At 63.3% G+C, this 17320-nt stretch carries 18 protein-coding genes; 8 read left to right on the top strand and 10 right to left on the bottom strand.

Annotation, left to right across the window (positions count from 1 at the left end; genetic code table 11):
* The first annotated feature begins 32 nt into the window (after nucleotides 1-32).
* From guaB to ABD704_RS01355, 3 genes are read left to right on the top strand one after another with little or no spacing between them, the layout of a single operon-like run.
* Entirely contained in the window at nucleotides 33-1505 is a 1473-nt protein-coding gene (gene guaB / locus ABD704_RS01345) for an IMP dehydrogenase (protein WP_344697895.1), read from the top strand.
* Nucleotides 1506-1508: 3 nt separating this feature from the next.
* Nucleotides 1509-2684, top strand: a complete 1176-nt coding sequence (locus tag ABD704_RS01350) for an RsmB/NOP family class I SAM-dependent RNA methyltransferase (RefSeq protein WP_344697896.1) — start codon at nucleotides 1509-1511, stop codon at nucleotides 2682-2684.
* A 25-nt stretch (nucleotides 2685-2709) separates the two neighbouring features.
* Complete coding sequence (locus tag ABD704_RS01355) at nucleotides 2710-3210, top strand: tetratricopeptide repeat protein (RefSeq protein ID WP_344697897.1); 501 nt, start codon at nucleotides 2710-2712, stop codon at nucleotides 3208-3210.
* Here the strand turns inward: ABD704_RS01355 and rsmA are convergent.
* From rsmA to ABD704_RS01375, 4 genes are read right to left on the bottom strand one after another with little or no spacing between them, the layout of a single operon-like run.
* Complete coding sequence (rsmA, locus tag ABD704_RS01360) at nucleotides 3207-4022, bottom strand: 16S rRNA (adenine(1518)-N(6)/adenine(1519)-N(6))-dimethyltransferase RsmA (RefSeq protein WP_344697898.1); 816 nt, start codon at nucleotides 4020-4022, stop codon at nucleotides 3207-3209. The two genes, ABD704_RS01355 and rsmA, sit on opposite strands and share 4 nt — an antisense overlap.
* Complete coding sequence (gene pdxA, locus ABD704_RS01365; protein WP_344697899.1) at nucleotides 4019-5023, bottom strand: 4-hydroxythreonine-4-phosphate dehydrogenase PdxA; 1005 nt, start codon at nucleotides 5021-5023, stop codon at nucleotides 4019-4021. Before pdxA ends, rsmA begins: the two co-directional genes overlap by 4 nt.
* Before the next feature lie 26 nt (nucleotides 5024-5049).
* A complete protein-coding gene (locus tag ABD704_RS01370; RefSeq protein ID WP_425565365.1) occupies nucleotides 5050-6444 on the bottom strand; it encodes a peptidylprolyl isomerase in 1395 nt (464 codons plus the stop codon).
* A gap of 41 nt (nucleotides 6445-6485) precedes the next feature.
* Nucleotides 6486-8684, bottom strand: coding sequence for an LPS-assembly protein LptD (locus ABD704_RS01375; protein ID WP_344697901.1), 2199 nt, complete (start codon nucleotides 8682-8684; stop codon nucleotides 6486-6488).
* Nucleotides 8685-8877: 193 nt separating this feature from the next.
* On the opposite strand from ABD704_RS01375, the gene ABD704_RS01380 reads away from it, so the two are divergent.
* The 3 genes from ABD704_RS01380 to ndk all read left to right on the top strand — a co-directional run bounded on the left by ABD704_RS01380 (nucleotide 8878) and on the right by ndk (nucleotide 11296).
* Nucleotides 8878-10347 (top strand): leucyl aminopeptidase, encoded by a 1470-nt coding sequence (locus ABD704_RS01380; protein ID WP_344697902.1) that lies wholly within the window; start codon nucleotides 8878-8880, stop codon nucleotides 10345-10347.
* A 12-nt stretch (nucleotides 10348-10359) separates the two neighbouring features.
* Nucleotides 10360-10797 (top strand): DNA polymerase III subunit chi, encoded by a 438-nt coding sequence (locus ABD704_RS01385; RefSeq protein ID WP_344697903.1) that lies wholly within the window; start codon nucleotides 10360-10362, stop codon nucleotides 10795-10797.
* 76 nt (nucleotides 10798-10873) lie between these two features.
* Nucleotides 10874-11296: a nucleoside-diphosphate kinase gene (gene ndk / locus ABD704_RS01390; protein WP_344697905.1), complete on the top strand. Its 423-nt coding sequence runs from the start codon at nucleotides 10874-10876 to the stop codon at nucleotides 11294-11296.
* Here the strand turns inward: ndk and ABD704_RS01395 are convergent.
* Genes ABD704_RS01395 through purM form a run of 4 tightly spaced genes read right to left on the bottom strand, consistent with a single transcriptional unit; the run spans nucleotide 11293 to nucleotide 13784 of the window.
* Nucleotides 11293-11790, bottom strand: coding sequence for a hypothetical protein (locus ABD704_RS01395; protein ID WP_344697906.1), 498 nt, complete (start codon nucleotides 11788-11790; stop codon nucleotides 11293-11295). The two genes, ndk and ABD704_RS01395, sit on opposite strands and share 4 nt — an antisense overlap.
* On the bottom strand, nucleotides 11787-12143 hold the full coding sequence (locus ABD704_RS01400; protein ID WP_344697907.1) for an MmcQ/YjbR family DNA-binding protein: 357 nt from the start codon (nucleotides 12141-12143) through the stop codon (nucleotides 11787-11789). The genes ABD704_RS01395 and ABD704_RS01400 overlap by 4 nt, the downstream gene beginning before the upstream one ends.
* Nucleotides 12140-12700, bottom strand: a complete 561-nt coding sequence (purN, locus tag ABD704_RS01405) for a phosphoribosylglycinamide formyltransferase (protein ID WP_344697908.1) — start codon at nucleotides 12698-12700, stop codon at nucleotides 12140-12142. Before purN ends, ABD704_RS01400 begins: the two co-directional genes overlap by 4 nt.
* Entirely contained in the window at nucleotides 12693-13784 is a 1092-nt protein-coding gene (gene purM, locus ABD704_RS01410; protein WP_344697909.1) for a phosphoribosylformylglycinamidine cyclo-ligase, read from the bottom strand. The genes purN and purM overlap by 8 nt, the downstream gene beginning before the upstream one ends.
* A gap of 65 nt (nucleotides 13785-13849) precedes the next feature.
* Here purM and ABD704_RS01415 point away from each other — a divergent pair, with 65 nt between their 5' ends.
* Together ABD704_RS01415 and ABD704_RS01420 are read left to right on the top strand one after the other, a co-directional pair.
* Nucleotides 13850-15175 carry a heavy-metal-associated domain-containing protein gene (locus ABD704_RS01415; protein WP_344697910.1) on the top strand — a complete coding sequence of 442 codons (1326 nt, stop codon included), beginning with the start codon at nucleotides 13850-13852 and terminating at the stop codon, nucleotides 15173-15175.
* Entirely contained in the window at nucleotides 15172-15795 is a 624-nt protein-coding gene (locus tag ABD704_RS01420; protein WP_344697911.1) for an HdaA/DnaA family protein, read from the top strand. The genes ABD704_RS01415 and ABD704_RS01420 overlap by 4 nt, the downstream gene beginning before the upstream one ends.
* Here ABD704_RS01420 and ABD704_RS01425 read toward each other — a convergent pair.
* Both ABD704_RS01425 and rnd read right to left on the bottom strand, forming a co-directional pair.
* Complete coding sequence (locus ABD704_RS01425; RefSeq protein WP_344697912.1) at nucleotides 15792-16085, bottom strand: I78 family peptidase inhibitor; 294 nt, start codon at nucleotides 16083-16085, stop codon at nucleotides 15792-15794. The genes ABD704_RS01420 and ABD704_RS01425 overlap by 4 nt on opposite strands.
* On the bottom strand, nucleotides 16078-17265 hold the full coding sequence (rnd, locus tag ABD704_RS01430) for a ribonuclease D (RefSeq protein ID WP_344697913.1): 1188 nt from the start codon (nucleotides 17263-17265) through the stop codon (nucleotides 16078-16080). Before rnd ends, ABD704_RS01425 begins: the two co-directional genes overlap by 8 nt.
* Nucleotides 17266-17320: the final 55 nt, after the last annotated feature.

A 17320-nucleotide genomic window follows, 5' to 3' on the forward strand; every position in this document is an offset into this window, starting at 1 on the left:
GGCGAATCAGGTCTGGCCTGCCATGGGCCGATATGGCCCAACTCAACGACGCCAATGACATCCCGCTCGGACTGACGTTCGACGATGTCCTCTTGCAACCGCTCGAATCCTCCGTCCTGCCCAGCCAGGCGCAAACTCAGACCCGCGTATCCCGCGAGATCCCGCTAAACATCCCGATCCTTTCGTCCGCGATGGATACAGTGACCGAGGCCGACATGGCGATCGCCATGGCGCAGCTCGGCGGCATCGGCGTTCTTCACCGCAACATGACCCCGGAGGAGCAAGCTGCTGCGGTCCGCCAAGTGAAGCGCTTCGAAAGCGGCATGGTCGTCAACCCAACCACCATGACACCTGACCAGACCCTCGCCGAAGCGCTGGAGCTGATGAAGCTTAATCGCATCAGCGGCGTGCCCATCGTCGACAAGAAGGGCAAGCTTTGCGGCATTCTCACCAACCGCGACGTCCGCTTCGCCGAGAACCCGCGTCAACCGGTCAGCGAATTGATGACCAAGGACAATCTCGCGACTGTCGGCCTCGGCACGAGTCAGGAAGTTGCCCGTCGGATCCTCCATGATCGACGCATCGAGAAGCTTCTTGTGGTAGATGAGCAGGACCATCTGGTGGGCCTGATCACGGTCAAGGATATCGAGAAGGCCGTCGCGACGCCGCACGCGACCAAGGATGTGGAAGGACGGCTCCGTGTCGCCGCCGCGACCACGGTGGGTGATGCAGGCTTTGCGAGGTCGGAAGCGTTGATCGAGGCGGGCTGTGATTGCATCGTCATCGACACCGCGCATGGCCACAATATTGAGGTAGCGAAGGCAGTGGAGCGCGTGAAGATGCTCTCCAACTCGGCGCAGGTGGTCGCTGGCAATGTAGCGACCTACGACGCGGCGAAGGCGCTGGTTGATGCTGGTGCCGATGCAATCAAGGTTGGCATTGGCCCGGGCTCGATCTGCACTACGCGGATCGTGGCCGGCGTCGGCGTTCCCCAATTGACTGCCATCATGGAGTCAGCGCGGGCGGCGAACGGCGTTCCGGTGATCGCCGACGGCGGCATTCGCACCAGCGGCGACATTGCCAAGGCGCTCGCCGCCGGCGCGTCGAGTGTGATGGTCGGCTCGCTCTTGGCCGGCACCGAAGAGGCGCCGGGCGAAACGTTCCTTTACCAGGGACGGTCGTACAAATCGTACCGCGGCATGGGCTCGGTGGGTGCGATGGCACGTGGTTCGGCGGATCGCTACTTCCAGCAGGATATCCGCGACCATCTCAAACTGGTGCCGGAAGGCATCGAGGGGCAAGTGCCGTACAAGGGGCCCGTGCGCGAAATCATTCACCAGCTGGTTGGGGGCGTGAAGGCGGCGATGGGTTACACGGGCTCGGAGACAATCCGCGACCTCCAGACCCGAGCACGCTTCGTCCGCATCACCAATGCCGGCCTGTCGGAAAGCCACGTGCACGACGTCACCATCACGCGCGAGGCGCCGAACTATCCGACGCGCTAGACCATGACTCCCGCCGCCCGGCTGCAAGCCGCGAGCGAGATCCTCGACGCGGTTATCGCTTCCGCTCGAGACGATGGCCCGCCGGCCGACGCCATCGTCACCCGCTACTTTAAGACTCGGCGCTATGCCGGATCGAAGGATCGCCGCGCGGTTCGGGAACTCGTCTTTCGGGCCATACGGAGAACCGGCGAACGGCCGGACAGCGGTCGCGCCGCGATTATCGGACTCGCCGAGGGCGATGAGGCACTTGCTGCAATGTTCGGCGAGCCACGCGGGCCGGAGCCTAGAACGCCCGGTGAGGCAGCCTCATCCTCATCGCTTCTGCCGAGCTGGGTGATCGCGGAGCTATCGCCGTTGGTTAGGGAGACAGAATTTCCTGCGCTCCTCGAGCGCGCTCCATTGGACCTGCGGGTCAATGTCGCACGGACGTCGAGAGACGCTATTTTGGAAGGCTTCCCCGAAGGCACAGCGACGCCCCTGAGCCCATGGGGAATTCGGCTGGCGGCTGACAGCCGGGTCGACGACCACCCTGCGTTCGCCGGGGGCCTGGTCGAGGTTCAGGATGAGGGGAGCCAACTGATCGCGCTGGCTTGCGGCGCGCGCTCCGGTGAAACCATCCTTGACCTGTGCGCTGGGGCAGGCGGCAAATCACTCGCGCTGGCGGCCGCTGCGCCGGGAGCGCGGATCCTTGCTGCCGACAGCAATCGAATGCGCCTGTCAAAGTTGCCTCCAAGGGCCGAGCGTGCCGGCGCGACGATCGAAACCCGTTTGCTCAACCCCCCGAAGGAGCTCGATGAACTCGCCGAGTGGCGCAATCAGACCGACCTCGTCCTGGTCGATGCGCCTTGTTCCGGAAGCGGCACGTCGCGCCGCAATCCCGAAGGGCGCTGGAGGATCACGCCCGATCGGCTCGACCGAGTCGTCGCCCTGCAAGAGGGCCTGCTCGACATCGCTGCCGAGCTAGTACGGCCCGGCGGACGGCTCGTATATGCCGTCTGCTCCCTTCTGTCCCGTGAAGGGGCAGGACAGATTGATCGCTTCCTGGTGCGTCATTCATCGTGGATTAGTGAGGATGTCCCCATTGCTGGTGGACGCCGCGATGGCACGGGCACATTATTGACGCCCGGTCATGACGGCACCGACGGCTTTTTCGTCGCGCGGCTCGGGCGTCCGTGCTAGGCGACGGGTCGAAGTGGAGGAATTGATGCGCTTTTTGCCACATCTCGTTCTTGCCGGTCTTGCAGGCGTCGCGTTCGCCGCCGCACCGGTGACGGGCCAGCGCGCAGACGATCAAATCCAGCCGAAGTCGGTTGAGCTTCAGCGCCAGGCGAAGGGGCTGATGTCTGCCGGCAAGCTGGAGCAGGCCGAGGACGCGCTCGAAACCGCGCTCGCCGTCGATCCTCGCAATCGGGGCGCATTCGTCGATCTCGCGCGCGTTGCCGAGAAACAGCATCTGTATGGCAAGGCCATTCGGATGACGAACAAGGCGCTGCTGCTCGAGCCGAACGATCCTGACGCGATTGCGGTCCAGGGCGAAGCGATGGTCGAGATGGGCGCCACTGCTCGCGCTCAGGCCAACCTGCAGAAGCTGCAGACGATTTGCGGCGCCAAGCCGTGCCCGCAGATGGCGCAGTTGTCGGCGGCGATCACGCGCGGCCCGACCGTCGCGTCGGCCAAGGCGCCGGCGACGCCAAAGTCGAACTAACTGAGCGCTCGCGCGAGTTCGATATACTCCTGAACGCTAAGCGTTTCGGCGCGGCGTTGAAGGTCGATCCCAAGCTGCTCAGCTGCTTCGGCTGCTCCCGGCATGGATTTCAGGCTTGACCGCAGCATCTTCCGGCGCTGGCCGAAAGCGGACTGAGTAAGGCTTTCCATGATGCTTGGATCGACGCCGGCTGGCGCTTTGGCGGGCACGATGTGCACGACGGCAGAGGTCACTTTTGGCGGCGGCACGAAGGCCGAGCGATTCACGTTCATCGCGATGCGCGCCTTCGAGCGCCATTGCGCTGCGACAGACAGGCGGCCGTAGGCGCTGCTACCGGGCAGGGCGACCAGGCGTTCGGCAACTTCCTTCTGGAACATCAGGGTGAGGGAGCGCCACCACGGCGGCCACGCGCCGCTCAGCCAGTTCATCAGCAACGCGGTGCCGACATTGTAAGGAAGGTTGGCGACGACGTGTGCACCGTCGCCCGCGACCGCTGGCTCGTCGATCTCAAGCGCGTCGCCCTCAATTAGGCGAAGGCGGTCGCCGAACTCGGCCTGAAGTTCCGCAAGCGCAGGGATGCAGCGACGATCTCGCTCGACGGCGGTGACGGAAGCTCCGGCGTCGAGGAGCGCGCGGGTCAGGCCTCCCGGGCCGGGCCCGACTTCATAGACGGTCTGGCCTTCCAGCGAGCCGGGGATCGCCGCGATGCGCGCGAGAAGCTGCCGATCGAGGATGAAATTCTGCCCGAGGGCCTTGCTGGCGCCGAGGCCGTGGCGGGCAATGACCTCGCGAAGTGGTTCCGGCGCGTTCAAGGCGCCTCAGTTCGGATCATCGCACATTGGGCAGCCATGCGGATCGCCGCGGCCATCGGCCGCGGGTCGGCGCGATCCTGACCGGCGATATCGAATGCGGTCCCGTGGTCCGGCGCGGTGCGAACGATGGGCAGGCCGAGCGTCACGTTCACCGCTTCTTCGAAATGAAGCGCCTTGATCGGGATCAGGGCTTGATCGTGGTACATGCAGAGTGCGACGTCATACTTGGCGCGAGCGCGGTCGTGAAACATCGTATCTGCGGGATGCGGACCGGTTACGTGCCAACCTTCGGCAGTGAGCGCGGCAATGGCAGGCTCGATGATCTCGATTTCCGCTCGCCCCAAGCTTCCGCCTTCGCCGGCGTGGGGGTTAAGACCGGAAACGGCGAGCCGTGGATTGGCGATCCCGAAATTGCGCTGGAGTCCGCGCAAGGCCGCGCGTCCACGCGACTCGATCAGCTGCACGCTCAACGCGTCCGGCACATCGCGAAGAGGCAGATGGGTTGTGACCGGCACTGTCCGCAGCGTCGGGCCCGCAAGCATCATCACGACATTTGATGGTGAAATGCCGCATCGCTCGGCGACGAACTCGGTTTGGCCGGGGTGCTGGAAACCGATGGCGTAGAGCTGCTCCTTGGCGACCGGCCCGGTGACCACCGCAGATGCCGATCCTGAGCGCGCGAGCCCGACGGCAAGCTCCAGGCTGTCAAGCGAACAGTGAGCGCCTGCCACGCTTGGATGACCGGGAATGTCGCTCTCCGCCGCTGAGAGTTGGAGGAGGGGCAGAGCATAGTCGAACGCCGCATCGGCTTCGCTGGGATCGTCCACGACCTCGATCGGACCGTCCCAAACGGCGGCGAGCGCTCGCCCGTCACCGATCGCGACAAACGGCGGCAGGTTGAAGTCGGCGCGATGGTCCCAGCACTTGGCGATGACTTCCGGGCCAATGCCTGCGGGGTCGCCAAGCGAGATCGCAATCGGATTGTCGAGGGTGCTAGGCACCTGCTGCACTTAGCGGCAGAATCCGATCATCGGAATTCGATGACGGCGTCGCGGCGAAGATCGCGCAGATAACGGCGTGCACGGCTGTTGATGCGCTCTTCGTTGAGCTGACTGTAGATCTCGTCATAGCTGGGCGCCGTCGGATCGACCTCGTCACGCCCGCAGATGACCAGTGTCCTGACACCTTCTTCAAGCGAACCGAACGGCTGCGTAGCCTGGCCGACCTGCATCGCCATCATCATTTGCTGAAGTGCTGGCGGGAGGTCGCGCATTTTCACGCCGTCCTGTTGCACGATTTCACCATGGAACTCGGTCGCTAGCTTGTCCGCACCACCGCAGCCGCCAACGGTACGGGACGCTTCGGAGAAGCGAGCAACGATGGGCTCCGCCACCTGGCGCGACGTGCCTTTGGGGAAGTTGATCGATACCTGCTTCAGGCTAAGCACCGCATCGCGAGGGTCGCGGGTCAGGATCTTGCGCGTGTCCTGCACCGCAAGGATCGAAACGCCACCCTGGACCGGGATCGGATTGCTGACCGTACCTGGGCCCATTGAGCGTAACGCAGTTGCCAGCGGGGCCGGCAGCTGCTCGGGACGAACCCAGCCGAGGTCGCCGCCAACCGCTGCCGTCGAGGCTTCCGAATACTGGCGCGCATAGCCGGCGAACGAGGCGCCATTGCGAAGCTGCTCAAGGATCTTGTTGGCGTTTGCCAGTGTCTGAGCCTGCGTATCGGGGGTGGCCGACAAGAAAATCTCGCCGACGCGATATTCTTCTGCGCCCTTGGACGCGGTCAGCTTCCCGAGGACGGCCTTCACTTCGTCGTCGCCAACGCTGACACCGCTTTCGATCTTTTGCCGCTGGAGGCGCTGCCACGCGATCTCACCCTCGATCTGACGGCGAAGCGATCGGATCGAAGAGCCATTCGATTTCAGGAATGCCTCAAGCTGCTCCGGGCTCTGCTTCACATTGCCTGCAACGCGCTTGACCGTGTTGTCGATGTCCGAGCTCTTCACGTCGATCTTCTCGGCCTTGGCGGCCTGGATCTGAAGCGTCTCGTCGATGAGATTGCGGAGGACCTGCTGGCGAAGCGCATCTGCCTCGCCCTCCGGAATCTTGCCGCCGTTCGCAATCGCGAGAAGCGCGAGGCGCTGCTCGACGTCGGTCTGGGTGATCACGTCGCCATTGACGATTGCGGTCGCCTTTACGACCGAGGGCATCGCATTGCCGAATACTTGCGGATTTTGCGGCAGGCGAAGTGCCTGCGTCGTGTCGGACCGAGTAGGTTGGCCTGCCTTGTCGGTCTGCTGGGCAATCGCGGACGACGCCGCGACTGCAGCCCCCGCGGCCAACAGCCACACGCGCGTCGAATTCAAGCGAAACACTGCTGCCACGTTCGTCGTTTTCCTTATTCCCCAGCCCATTAGCACGCCCGCCCAATGAGCGTGGCCCGCTGAACGCAGCCTTAGCGGTTGAGTCCCTTCAAAGCCAAGTGAAGGCTGAAAGTACTGCCTTTGCGGAAGGCACCGATTTGCTCATAATCGCGGCGCCATGTGAATCCAATCTGCAGGCAATCGTCCTCGTACTGAATGCCGAGACGCTGCCGGACTGGCTGATAGCCGTCGGCCACCGAGAGAGGGTCTTCGCTCTTGTCGGTTAGGTCGATGACGGTAGCGCCGAAGATTGACCAGTACCGCCTGATCAGCACGCGCGCGGCGAGCCGCAATTCTTCCGTGTCGCGCAAATCCTCAATCGTGGGGTCAATGTTGCGATTGAGCCGGAGGTAGCCGACTTGCGCGTAGGTCTGTGAAGTTCCCACCGTCAGGTCGACCTCGTTCCGTCGTACGGCAAAATTGTCCTTGTCGACGCGGTAGCGGTGCGTGATGTCGATGAGCCGGCCCAAGCGCACGCGGGTCCGCCCGACGATGTCAGACAGGCGATCGGTTAGCCCCGTTCCCTCCGGGAAGATGCCGGTGCGATCCGTGAGGCGATAGCTCTGCCCGATCGTGCTGCTGATCGAAAGGTTTGGGCGGTCGAGCGACCAGTCTAGACCGTAGGTGACGCGCGACGCGTCCTCCCAGCGGTCGTAGCCGGCAAAGCGGTTCAGCGCGAAGAGGTTACTGTCTTCTAGATCCACCGATCGTGCATCCTCGTTCGGGATGTCGAGATTGTTGGTGGGCGGCGTGACCACCAGCTGCACGCGCGGCGTAATCCGCTGAACCCCCCCGAACGCGGGCCCGACGAAGGGCCATTGAATGTCGGCTGCGAGTGCGCCGATCGCCCGCGAATGCCAGCCATCCGTGCCGCGATAGATAATGACTGGCGTGTCCGCTGAGTCGTTGGTGTGATAGACGTCCCCCCGGGCGTAAGCGGTGAGCGTGAGCTGCTGACCCCAGGGCGTCAGCCGACGAAGGTCCCATTCCGCGCTGGCGAACGCACGCTGGGTGTCCTGCCCCTCGATGCGCAGGATCGACAGGCTGTTCGCCTGAAGTTGCAGGGTTCCGCCGACGAAGTCCCTCATTCGAAAGCGCGCATCGATTGCCGGAAGGGCGATCGGTATCCTTTTCTGGACATCTTCCTGACGAAGCCCTTCGAAGGCCCAGCCGGCGATCGAAATGTAGGAATCGGCGTCGATCCGTTCCGCGTTCACGAAATTGCGCAGCCGATCGTCGTTGCTGATGTCGTAGCGGCGAGTGACGGTCTTGTCGGTCGCGACGCGGAGTGAGCTTGTGATGCTCCAAACCGGATCGAGCTGCAGCTTCCCGTTGGCTTCGAAATAGGCGCGAATGCTGTGGTGGTTGGAGGTCGAATCCTCGTTGATGTTGTCGATCTTGCCGTAGGTCAGGAAGCCGCCGACCTGGAACGCTCCCAGGCTGTTCAGTTCTCGGTACTTGGCTTCAATGGCGGGCAGCACGCCGGTGTAGAGATGCGGGGTTAGCGTCAGGTCGCGATTGGGCGCGATTTGCCAATGGTAAGGAACCGCGACTTCGAACCCCTTGCGGGTCGAGACGCTAATGTCCGGGACCAGCCATCCCGTCGCGCCATCGTTGCCGGTCGAGATGTTGAAGATCGGCAATAGCGGAAGGGTGATCCCGAACAGCTGAAAACGGCCGCCGCGGAAATACACACGCTCATGCTTCGGGTCGCTGATGACCTGCGCCGCCGTGATCGACCAGCTCGGCCGCTTGGGACAGCCGGTATCGGTCGTGACGGGGCATGGCGAGTAAATCGCGTTTTCGAGCGTAGTGATGTCGCCCTTGCGGGTGCCGCGCCGTGCCGCGATCCGACCGCCGCTTTCGAGCACCACCAGCAGGTTTTCGACCGTTCCGTCGCGCAGCGTGTCGGTGAGCTGGACATTGTCGCCGACCAGCTTGTCGCCCAGGGGCGTAAGGAGGACGACATTGCCCTTGGCGCGGACTTGCCCGTCCTTGCGTGTCCAGACGACCTCATCGGCGGCGAGATAATTGCCGTCCCGCTCCATCCGGACCGCGCCCGAGGCGGTCACCGTGTCGGTGTTGTTTTCGTAAGTAACCTCGTCGGCGCTGAACTCGACGATCTGGTCGGCTGGCGCATCGGGCGCTGTGGCGACAGCGACCGAGGCAGGGGGCGCGGCGGCTGGCACAAGAACCTGTGTGGCGTTCGCGGCGGGCGCTGTCATGATCATTGGCAGCGCTGACCACCAGGCAAATCTAGTCCGCAACGCTGCCCGTCCCGCCATTCGAAGAAACCAAACCTGGTCACGCCTATCGCACTGGAAGAGCGCGGCGACAATCGCTCTCGCGCCGCTTTGCCAAGGCGCAGCTTGCATCTTAAAGGCAAGATACAACGTTCCGCCTTTTTCCAAGGATTGTCCGAGAATGAAGATTGGTTTCGCCGACCGCCGTCCCGCGGGAGAATATACGCTCGTCCTTCCGGTGGGCGGAAAGGATCGGTCGACCCTGAACTCGCTCGGTGCTGCCCAGCAGGTGGTGATCGGTGCCTTGGACCGTCAGCGGTTCGAGGGAGAGGCAGCGGCCGCCGTTGAGCAATTCGTGGACGAGGCAGGGTCGATCCGCCGCGTCGTGGTGGTCGGCACCGGCGCCGGTACCACGGCGAGTGATGCAGCCGAAAAGCTGGGCGGGACGGCGGTCTCGCGGCTTCTGACTTCGGGTGAGAAGCGCGCGGTGATCGATGTGACGGGCCTTGGCTATGACGCGGACGCCGCTGCACGCGTCGGTCTTGGCGCTGCGCTGCGGGCCTGGCGCTACGACAACTACCGCACCACGCTGAAAGAGAAGCAGAAACCGACGCTGGAAGAAGTCATCGTCGTTGGCGCTCACGCCGATGCCGGAAAACGCTACGAAGAGCGCTGGGCGCCCGTGTACGAGGGCGTGTCCCTGACGCGTGAGCTGGTCACGGAGCCCGCGAACATCATCTACCCGGAAACCTTCGTCGAGCGCGTCCGCGCGTCCCTCGATGGGAGCGGTGTCGAGATCGAAGTGCTCGATCGCGCCGCCATGGAAAAGCTCGGCATGGGCGCGCTTCTCGGCGTCGCGCAGGGTTCGGATCGCGAGGCGCGGATGTTGATCCTGCGCTGGAATGGGGGCGGACAAGGGCAGCCGGCTGCTTTCGTCGGCAAGGGCGTGACGTTCGACACCGGCGGCATCTCGATCAAGCCGGCGGCCGGCATGGAAGCCATGAAGTGGGACATGGGCGGCGCTGGTGCGGTGGTCGGCGCGATGAAGGCGATCGGCCTTCGCAAGGCCAAGGCGAATATCGTCGGCATCTGCGGCCTCGTCGAGAATATGCCTTCGGGCACGGCGCAGCGTCCAGGCGACGTGGTCACCACCATGTCTGGCCAGACGGTCGAAGTCATAAACACTGATGCCGAAGGCCGCCTCGTACTCGCTGACGCGCTGACCTACGTGCAGCGCAACTACAAGCCGGAGACGATCATCGATCTCGCGACGCTGACCGGCGCGATCCTCATTAGCCTCGGTCACGAATATGCCGGGCTCTTTTCCAACAACGACGATCTTGCGGCGCAGCTTCAGCATTCGGGCGAGGAGAGCGGCGATCGCTTATGGCGGATGCCGCTCGGCGAAAGCTTCGATCGGCTGATCGATTCGCCGATCGCCGACATCAAGAACGTCGGCCCGCGCGAGGGTGGTTCGATCACCGCCGCCCAATTTCTCCAGCGCTTCATCGATAACGGCGTCCGCTGGGCGCATATCGACATGGCGGGCAAGGCTTGGTCGGACAAGCCGAGCGCGACCTACGACAAGGGCGCAACGGGATACGGCGTGCGATTGCTTGACGAGTTCGTCGCAGACGTCCTGGAGGCCTGATCTGGGGGCCCCGTGCAGGTCGATTTCTATCAGCTTGGAGGAACGCCGGCGGAGCAGGTAATCGCCAGCCTTGCCGGTAAGCTGCTCGCGCAGGGTCAGAGGCTGCTCGTCGTCGCCGAAGATGAGGCGCTGCTCTCGCGCCTCGACCGCATGCTCTGGGACCAGGGGCCAGCCAGCTTCTTGCCCCATGGCATTGCCGGCGGGACGGACGACGCAAGGCAGCCGATCCTGCTTTCGACCAGCGAGGATGCGCCGAACCAGGCCCGCAACATGCTCATCGCAGACGGAGTCTGGCGTGATGCTGCGCTATCCTATGACCGCAGCTTCTTCCTCTTCGATGCTCCTACGCTGGAGGGCGCTCGTCTAGCCTGGAAGCTCCTCGCTGGCCGGGAAGGGGTCGAACGCCGCTACTGGGCGCAGAATGAGGGCCGCTGGAGTCAGCAGGCTTGAGGGTTGCCGCGCGCCCTCCTCGCGGCTAGGCGCCGCACCAATCCAAATCCAATCAACTACAGGAGATCGCCCGGTCATGGCCGCGACGCGCACTTTTTCGATCATCAAGCCCGACGCCACTCGCCGTAATCTGACGGGCGCCGTCACCAAGATGCTGGAGGACGCCGGCCTTCGCGTCGTGGCTTCCAAGCGCATCAAAATGAGCCGTGAGCAGGCCGAGGGCTTTTACTCCGTCCACAAGGAGCGTCCATTCTTCAACGACCTGTGCACATTCATGACCTCGGGTCCGGTCGTCGTTCAGGTCCTCGAGGGTGAAAACGCCGTCCTTCGCAATCGCGAAGTTATGGGCGCGACAAACCCGGAGCAGGCCGATGAGGGCACGATCCGCAAGACCTATGCGGAATCGATCGAGGCCAACTCGGTCCACGGCTCGGACAGCGATGAGAACGCGAAGATCGAGATCGATTACTTTTTCGAGCCGGAAGAAATCGTCGGCTAACGACTTAGCCCGACCAACTGGAGCGAGCGGCCGCTGAACAGGCCGCCGCCTTCCCAGCGGTAGCGCAGCGTGTAATTGCCGCCGCCCCGGCGGTCCTTGCCCATTTCGACGTAATGCGCGTCGATGCGGACGGGCACGCTGTGCGTCGCGTCCTTGCTCTCCTTTTCGCGATTTTTGAGCGCCGACTGGACGTCGCTCGCCTGCAGGCGGCCGTCGCTGCCGACCTCGATCGGCGGCGAACCCTTGATGGTGACGGTCAGCGACTGAAGGCCATGGCTGGCCTCGACGGGCGCAATCACGATTTCCTGGCCGTTGCGCTGGACAACGCCGCGCAGTGTGAGCGGAATCGTCTGGCGCTGCTCGACGACGCGCGTCGGCTGATCGCCATTGCCCTTCCAATTGAGCCAAACGCCCACTGCCGAGACGATCAACGCAGCTAGCGCGATCAGCTCGCCGAATGAAATCCAGCGGCGGCGCGTCTCCGAATCACTCATCGCCCGCCTGCCTCCAACAAGCGACGGGGCGCCGCAAACTCCCAACTCTGGGCGATGCGGTCGGCTATCATGTCCCAGTCCGCGGCATCGCCCGCGACATTTATGGAGAGCCATGTCGGCAGATAGGCAGGCTTCGAATAGGTTCCGGGCGCGGCCTCCAGCAGGAGCGCCTGCTCGTCCACGCTGCCGACACGGACGCAGACGACAGTCTTGCCGTCACCGTGATGATTGTCGCGGAACTGCGCGAACTGCTTGCCGGCAACGAAGAAGGTCGGCTGGCCGTGCGACGGGCGCTCTTCCGTTTCGGGAAGCTCCAGGGCGGTGGCGCGGATGCGGTCGAGAGGGCTGGTCATCTGTTCACGAATTCGCTGAGAACCTTTGGATATAGCCGATGCTCCGCGGCGAGAACCCGCTGCTCGAGGCTCTCCGGCGTGTCGTCGGGCTTGATCGGCACTTCGGCTTGTCCGAGCACCTCGCCGGCGTCGAGTTCCTCGGTCACGACGTGAACCGAGCACCCGCTGACTTGATCACCGGCGTCGAGAGCACGCGTGTGAGTGTCGAGACCACGATACTTGGGGAGCAGGGAAGGGTGGATGTTGAGGATTCGGCCTGCCCACTCATTGACGAACCACGGCGAGAGGATCCGCATGAAGCCGGCGAGTGCGATGGTGCCAGCTTTCGCTTCATCGAGCGCCTTGCTCATCAGACGGTCGAACTCTTCCTTGTCGAAACCCTTGCTATCCCGCGCCCACGTGGGCGTGTCATGCTGAGCAGCCCAGGCGAGACCCGCCGCTTCCGGCTTGTTCGATGCGACAAGCACAACCTCATAACCGCTGGCCTGCTCAAGCAAGGCCCGCATGTTGCTGCCTCTTCCGGAAATCAGGATCGCGACGCGCCTTGGATCACGCATTGTGAGTTGCGGACCAGTCCTCTGCTGCGCTCCAGATCCCGGCATTGCCTTTGACGGTGCAGCCACGCTGGCCTTCGTCGATACGACCAATTTCAAAGACGTCGTTCTCTACGACCCCTTCCAATTGTCTCGCGACATCATCCACGGCCCCTCGGGAGACGATGACGGTCATGCCGATCCCACAGTTAAAAGTTCGCGCCATTTCCGCCGGGGCGATGCTCCCACCTTGCTGCAACAGACCGAAAATCGCCGGCAGATCCCATCCATCCACGTCTATGATCGCGTGGCAATTTACAGGCAGAACCCTTGGAATATTTTCAAGAAGTCCGCCGCCGGTGATGTGAGCAAGACCCTTGATTTTTCCCGCTTGGATCAATGGCAGCAGTTGTCGAGCATAGATTTTAGTCGGCTCGAGCAAGGCCGCTCCGAGCGATTTGCCCAGACTTGGGAAAGGTTGCTCAAGATCCCACTGTTGGTGCTCAATTATCTTCCGCACCAAAGAGAACCCGTTGCTGTGGACCCCAGAACTGGCCAGCCCGAGGATGATATCGCCGGGCGCGATGTCTTTGCCCGTGAGGACGCGATCGCGTTCCACCGCACCGACACAAAAGCCGGCAAGGTCGTAGTCCCCGGCAGCGTACATGCCCGGCATCTCGGCCGTTTCGCCGCCGATGAGCGCGCAGCCGGCTTGGCGGCATCCTTCGGCGATGGAGGTGACAACTGCCGACGCGACTTCGTTGTCTAGTTTTCCGGTGGCGTAATAGTCGAGGAAGAAGAGGGGCTCTGCTCCCTGTACGATGAGATCGTTGGCGCACATCGCCACAAGGTCGATGCCGACGCCTTCGTGCCGTCCGGTCTCGATCGCCAGCTTGAGCTTGGTGCCGACACCGTCGTTGGCCGCTACAAGCAGGGGATCGCTGTAGCCTGCCGCCTTGAGATCGAAAAAGCCGCCGAAACCGCCAAGCTCCGCATCGGCGCCGGGCCGCGCGGTGGAGCGGGCAAGGGGGCCGATCGCTTTCACAAGGGCGTTTCCGGTCTCGATCGAGACCCCGGCATCGGCATAAGTCAGCGGCTTCAGGCTCATCGTGGATGGGCCCTAGAGACAAGCCGCTTGGATTTCCACGCCGTTATCGCCAAAAGACGCCGCGAATGCTTCGCCGTCGCCTCGCCGCCCCCATCCTGGTCCTGCTCGTCGTCATCGGCGCTTCTGCGGTCGTCTATGCGCAGCTGGAGAGTGCCGACCGCGGCATCGCACCGATCGACAGCTCTGGGACGCTCGAGATCACCGGCATCCATGTCGATGTCGGCGGCACCGACGCGCAATCGGCGCGCTATGCCGGCTGGCGCATGGCCCAGCGTCAGGGCTTCCGTGCCTTGTGGGCGAAAATGCATAACCTTCCGATCGCGCAAGCGCCAAATATGCCGGACGGAACGCTCGACCAGATCGTGAGCTCGATTAATGTCGAAAACGAGCAGATCGGCCCGAACCGCTACATCGCGGACCTGGGCGTCCAGTTCGATCGCGCGAAGGCGGCTGAGTTTCTCGGCGTCGAGGGCGGGCAGGTGCAGCGGTCGGTTCCGATGCTGCTGATTCCGATCACGATCACAGCCGGCTCGGCGACGAGTGTCGAGCTTCGCAACAGCTGGCAGCGCGCTTGGGCGCAATTCCGTACATCGCAAAGCCCGATCGACTATGTCCGTGTCAGCGGGACGAGCACGGACCCGATGCTGATTAACGCGGCTTTGACGCTGCGTCCGGGACGGGGTTGGTGGCGCAATGTCATTGATCTTTACGGCGCCGCCGACATCCTGGTCGCTGAAGTCCAGCTGCAGAGGCTCTACCCGGGTGGTCCGGCGCGGGCGCGCTTCATTGCAAGGCATGGACCGGACAACCAGATCGTCGGCGGATTTACGCTTACGGCACAAAACAGCGATCAGATTCCGGCCATGATGGCGCAGGGCGTGCAGCGGATGGACCAGCTGTTTGCGCAAGCGCTTGCCGCAGGCGCCCTAGCGCGCGATCCTTCGCTTAACCTCCCGCCGCAGCCAGTGATCGAACTGCCGCCGGAGGAGAAGGAAGTCGCCAAGCCGGCGACCACGAATAATTCCTTCCAGGTGCAGGTCACCGGCGGCGACGTCAGCGTCTACAACTTTGCGATGGCCCATCTGCGCACGCTTGCCGGGATTGATTCCGCCACGCCGCAGCAGATCAATCAGTCGGGCACGAGCTACATTCTCGTTTCCTACCATGGTGACATCAGTCAGCTGGCGGCGGCATTGTCGGCGCGAGGCTGGGTCGTGGAAACTGCCGGCACGGTACTTCGAATGAAGTCCTCATCGAGCAAACCGCCGGCATTGCCACCGCCACCGCCGGCGCAACCGTCGGCGGCCGCTCCGCCGGCGACGAAGCCCCAAGCACAGCAACCGCCGGTGAAGACGCCGACGGCAAGCGGAAAGCCGGACAAGCAAGAATGAAGCAGGGTCCCGACCAGATCGCGCTCCCGCTCGACTGGCCGCAGACCGAGGGGGACGCCCGCTTCATTGTCTCCGACGCCAATCGAGAGGCGTTCGACCACTTTCGAAAGTGGAGTATCTGGCCAGTCAAAGCGACGATCCTGACCGGACCACGCCGGTCGGGCCGCTCACTGCTTGCGCGCAGCTTCGTAGAACGCGTCGGGGGACGATTGTTCGACGATGCTGAACATCGCGACGAAGAAGAACTCTTCCACGCCTGGAACCAGGCTCAGGAAACCGGCCGTCCTTTGGTGATGGTCGCCGATCAGGCACCTCCCGCTTGGACGCCCAAGCTTCCCGACCTGAAGACGCGTCTCGCAGTGACGCCGGTCATTGGCATTCAGCTTCCAGACGATGCCTTGTTTAGCGCCTTGATCCAGCTGCTATTCGCCGACCGCGGCTTGCATATCCCGGCGGACGCGCTGCGCTTCATGTCCGACCGGCTCCACCGCGACTATTGGACGGTGGAGCGAGCCGTCGAAGCAGTCGACCGCTTTGCCATTGCCGAACGGGCGCGGCTCTCGCTGCCGACGATCCGCCGAGCGCTAATGGAAGCACGACTGATCGGTGAAGCGGCCTAGCCGCAGTTGATGGCCGTCACTTTACGATCGGGCCCGAGGCGGACCGTCACGCGATCCTTTCGAAAATCCATCGTCAGCATGTAGCCGGGAGGCGCCCAGCGCAGAACCGCTGAACGCGTTGCGGCCATGATCGCGGCGCCCGTCTCGCTCGTGCCCTGCTGACCCACGAATCGGTCGGTACCCGTCGCATCGCATTTGTGGCCTTGCGTCACGCCGTGGACGGGCGTTTCGACGGGTGATGCCGCACATGAGGCGAGAAGCGGCACAAACAGCAATGCCGAATTACGCATCGACCGATTCCTCCTGCAGCACCCGGCTCATCTTGAGCTTACCGTTCTCGATCGCGAACGCCATGCGTCCCTCGACAAGATCGAGCGCGTCCTTGCCGAACTCGTCGTAACGCCAGCCTTTCAGGATGTTGAGGTTCTTGCGGACGCCGGCAGCTAGCGCCTCGAGGTCGTCCGAGCGCGCGATCAGCCTTGCTGCGACCCCGCTATCCTTCGCGCGGATCTTGAGCAGCAGCTTAAGAAGGTCACTGACAAGGGCGGCGTCCTTGGTCAGGCCAGGGCGCTTTGGTTCGCGGTCAGGAAGTTCGCTCTGGTCCAGCGGCTTGGATGCTTCGATCGCCGCGATCAGGCGCCCGCCAATGTCATTGGTGCGCCATCCTGCCGAAAGGCCCCGAATTCGGCCGAGGTCGTCCTGCGTCTTGGGCGGATGTAGAACGATTTCGGTGAGCGTATCGTCCTTCAGGATCCGGCCGCGCGGGAGATTCTTGGACCTTGCTTCTGTCTCGCGCCAAGCGGCCACCGCCTTGAGGCGTCCAAGCACCGCCGGGTTACGGCTCGGCAGCTTAAGGCGCTTCCATGCGTCCTCAGGAGGGAAGGCGAAGCTTGAAGGATCGGCGAGACGCTCCATTTCCTCATCCAGCCACGCACCGCGGCCGGTCTTCTTCAGTTTCTCGACCATGCGCGGGAAGACGGTGGCGAGGTGCGTCACGTCTGCGATGGCATAATCAATCTGTCGCTTGTCGAGAGGGCGTCGGCTCCAGTCCGTGAAGCGCGCGCCCTTGTCGAGACTGTGACCCAGGAGGCTCTCGATCAGGTTGGAATAGCCGATCTGCTCACCATGCCCGAGCGCCATGGCCGCGATCTGCGTATCGAACAAAGGGTAGGGGACCTTGTCCGTCAGGTTATGGATGATTTCCAGGTCCTGCCCACCGGCGTGGAAGACCTTGAGCACGTCCCGATCCTTCACGAACAGGTCGAGCAGGGGCTTCAGGTCGAGACCGTCTGCCTTCGGGTCGATCGCCGCAGCCTCGTCGCTGCTTGCCACCTGGATCAGGCAGAGGTCCGGCCAATAGGTATTCTCGCGCATGAACTCCGTGTCCACGGCGATGAATGGATGGCTGGAAAGGCGCTCGACGAGGGCTTTAAGGTCGTCGGTCTTGGTAATCAGAGGATGTATATGCATGAGTCTCGGAGGGCTTTAGACGCGCCCTCGCGGGTTGACAAAAAGCTTCGCTCCA

It is taken from the genome of Sphingomonas limnosediminicola (assembly GCF_039537965.1).
Lineage (GTDB): Bacteria > Pseudomonadota > Alphaproteobacteria > Sphingomonadales > Sphingomonadaceae > Sphingomicrobium > Sphingomicrobium limnosediminicola.

What these genes read in the sequence shown, in the direction of transcription:
- guaB (WP_344697895.1), top strand. Translation starts at nt 33, where the DNA reads ATGGCCCAACTCAACGACGCCAATGACATCCCGCTCGGACTGACGTTC.
- ABD704_RS01350 (WP_344697896.1), top strand. Translation starts at nt 1,509, where the DNA reads ATGACTCCCGCCGCCCGGCTGCAAGCCGCGAGCGAGATCCTCGACGCG.
- ABD704_RS01355 (WP_344697897.1), top strand. Translation starts at nt 2,710, where the DNA reads ATGCGCTTTTTGCCACATCTCGTTCTTGCCGGTCTTGCAGGCGTCGCG.
- ABD704_RS01370 (WP_425565365.1), bottom strand. Translation starts at nt 6,444, where the DNA reads ATGGGCTGGGGAATAAGGAAAACGACGAACGTGGCAGCAGTGTTTCGC.
- ABD704_RS01375 (WP_344697901.1), bottom strand. Translation starts at nt 8,684, where the DNA reads ATGATCATGACAGCGCCCGCCGCGAACGCCACACAGGTTCTTGTGCCA.
- ABD704_RS01380 (WP_344697902.1), top strand. Translation starts at nt 8,878, where the DNA reads ATGAAGATTGGTTTCGCCGACCGCCGTCCCGCGGGAGAATATACGCTC.
- ndk (WP_344697905.1), top strand. Translation starts at nt 10,874, where the DNA reads ATGGCCGCGACGCGCACTTTTTCGATCATCAAGCCCGACGCCACTCGC.
- ABD704_RS01395 (WP_344697906.1), bottom strand. Translation starts at nt 11,790, where the DNA reads ATGAGTGATTCGGAGACGCGCCGCCGCTGGATTTCATTCGGCGAGCTG.
- ABD704_RS01400 (WP_344697907.1), bottom strand. Translation starts at nt 12,143, where the DNA reads ATGACCAGCCCTCTCGACCGCATCCGCGCCACCGCCCTGGAGCTTCCC.
- purN (WP_344697908.1), bottom strand. Translation starts at nt 12,700, where the DNA reads ATGCGTGATCCAAGGCGCGTCGCGATCCTGATTTCCGGAAGAGGCAGC.
- purM (WP_344697909.1), bottom strand. Translation starts at nt 13,784, where the DNA reads ATGAGCCTGAAGCCGCTGACTTATGCCGATGCCGGGGTCTCGATCGAG.
- ABD704_RS01415 (WP_344697910.1), top strand. Translation starts at nt 13,850, where the DNA reads ATGCTTCGCCGTCGCCTCGCCGCCCCCATCCTGGTCCTGCTCGTCGTC.
- ABD704_RS01420 (WP_344697911.1), top strand. Translation starts at nt 15,172, where the DNA reads ATGAAGCAGGGTCCCGACCAGATCGCGCTCCCGCTCGACTGGCCGCAG.
- ABD704_RS01425 (WP_344697912.1), bottom strand. Translation starts at nt 16,085, where the DNA reads ATGCGTAATTCGGCATTGCTGTTTGTGCCGCTTCTCGCCTCATGTGCG.
- rnd (WP_344697913.1), bottom strand. Translation starts at nt 17,265, where the DNA reads ATGCATATACATCCTCTGATTACCAAGACCGACGACCTTAAAGCCCTC.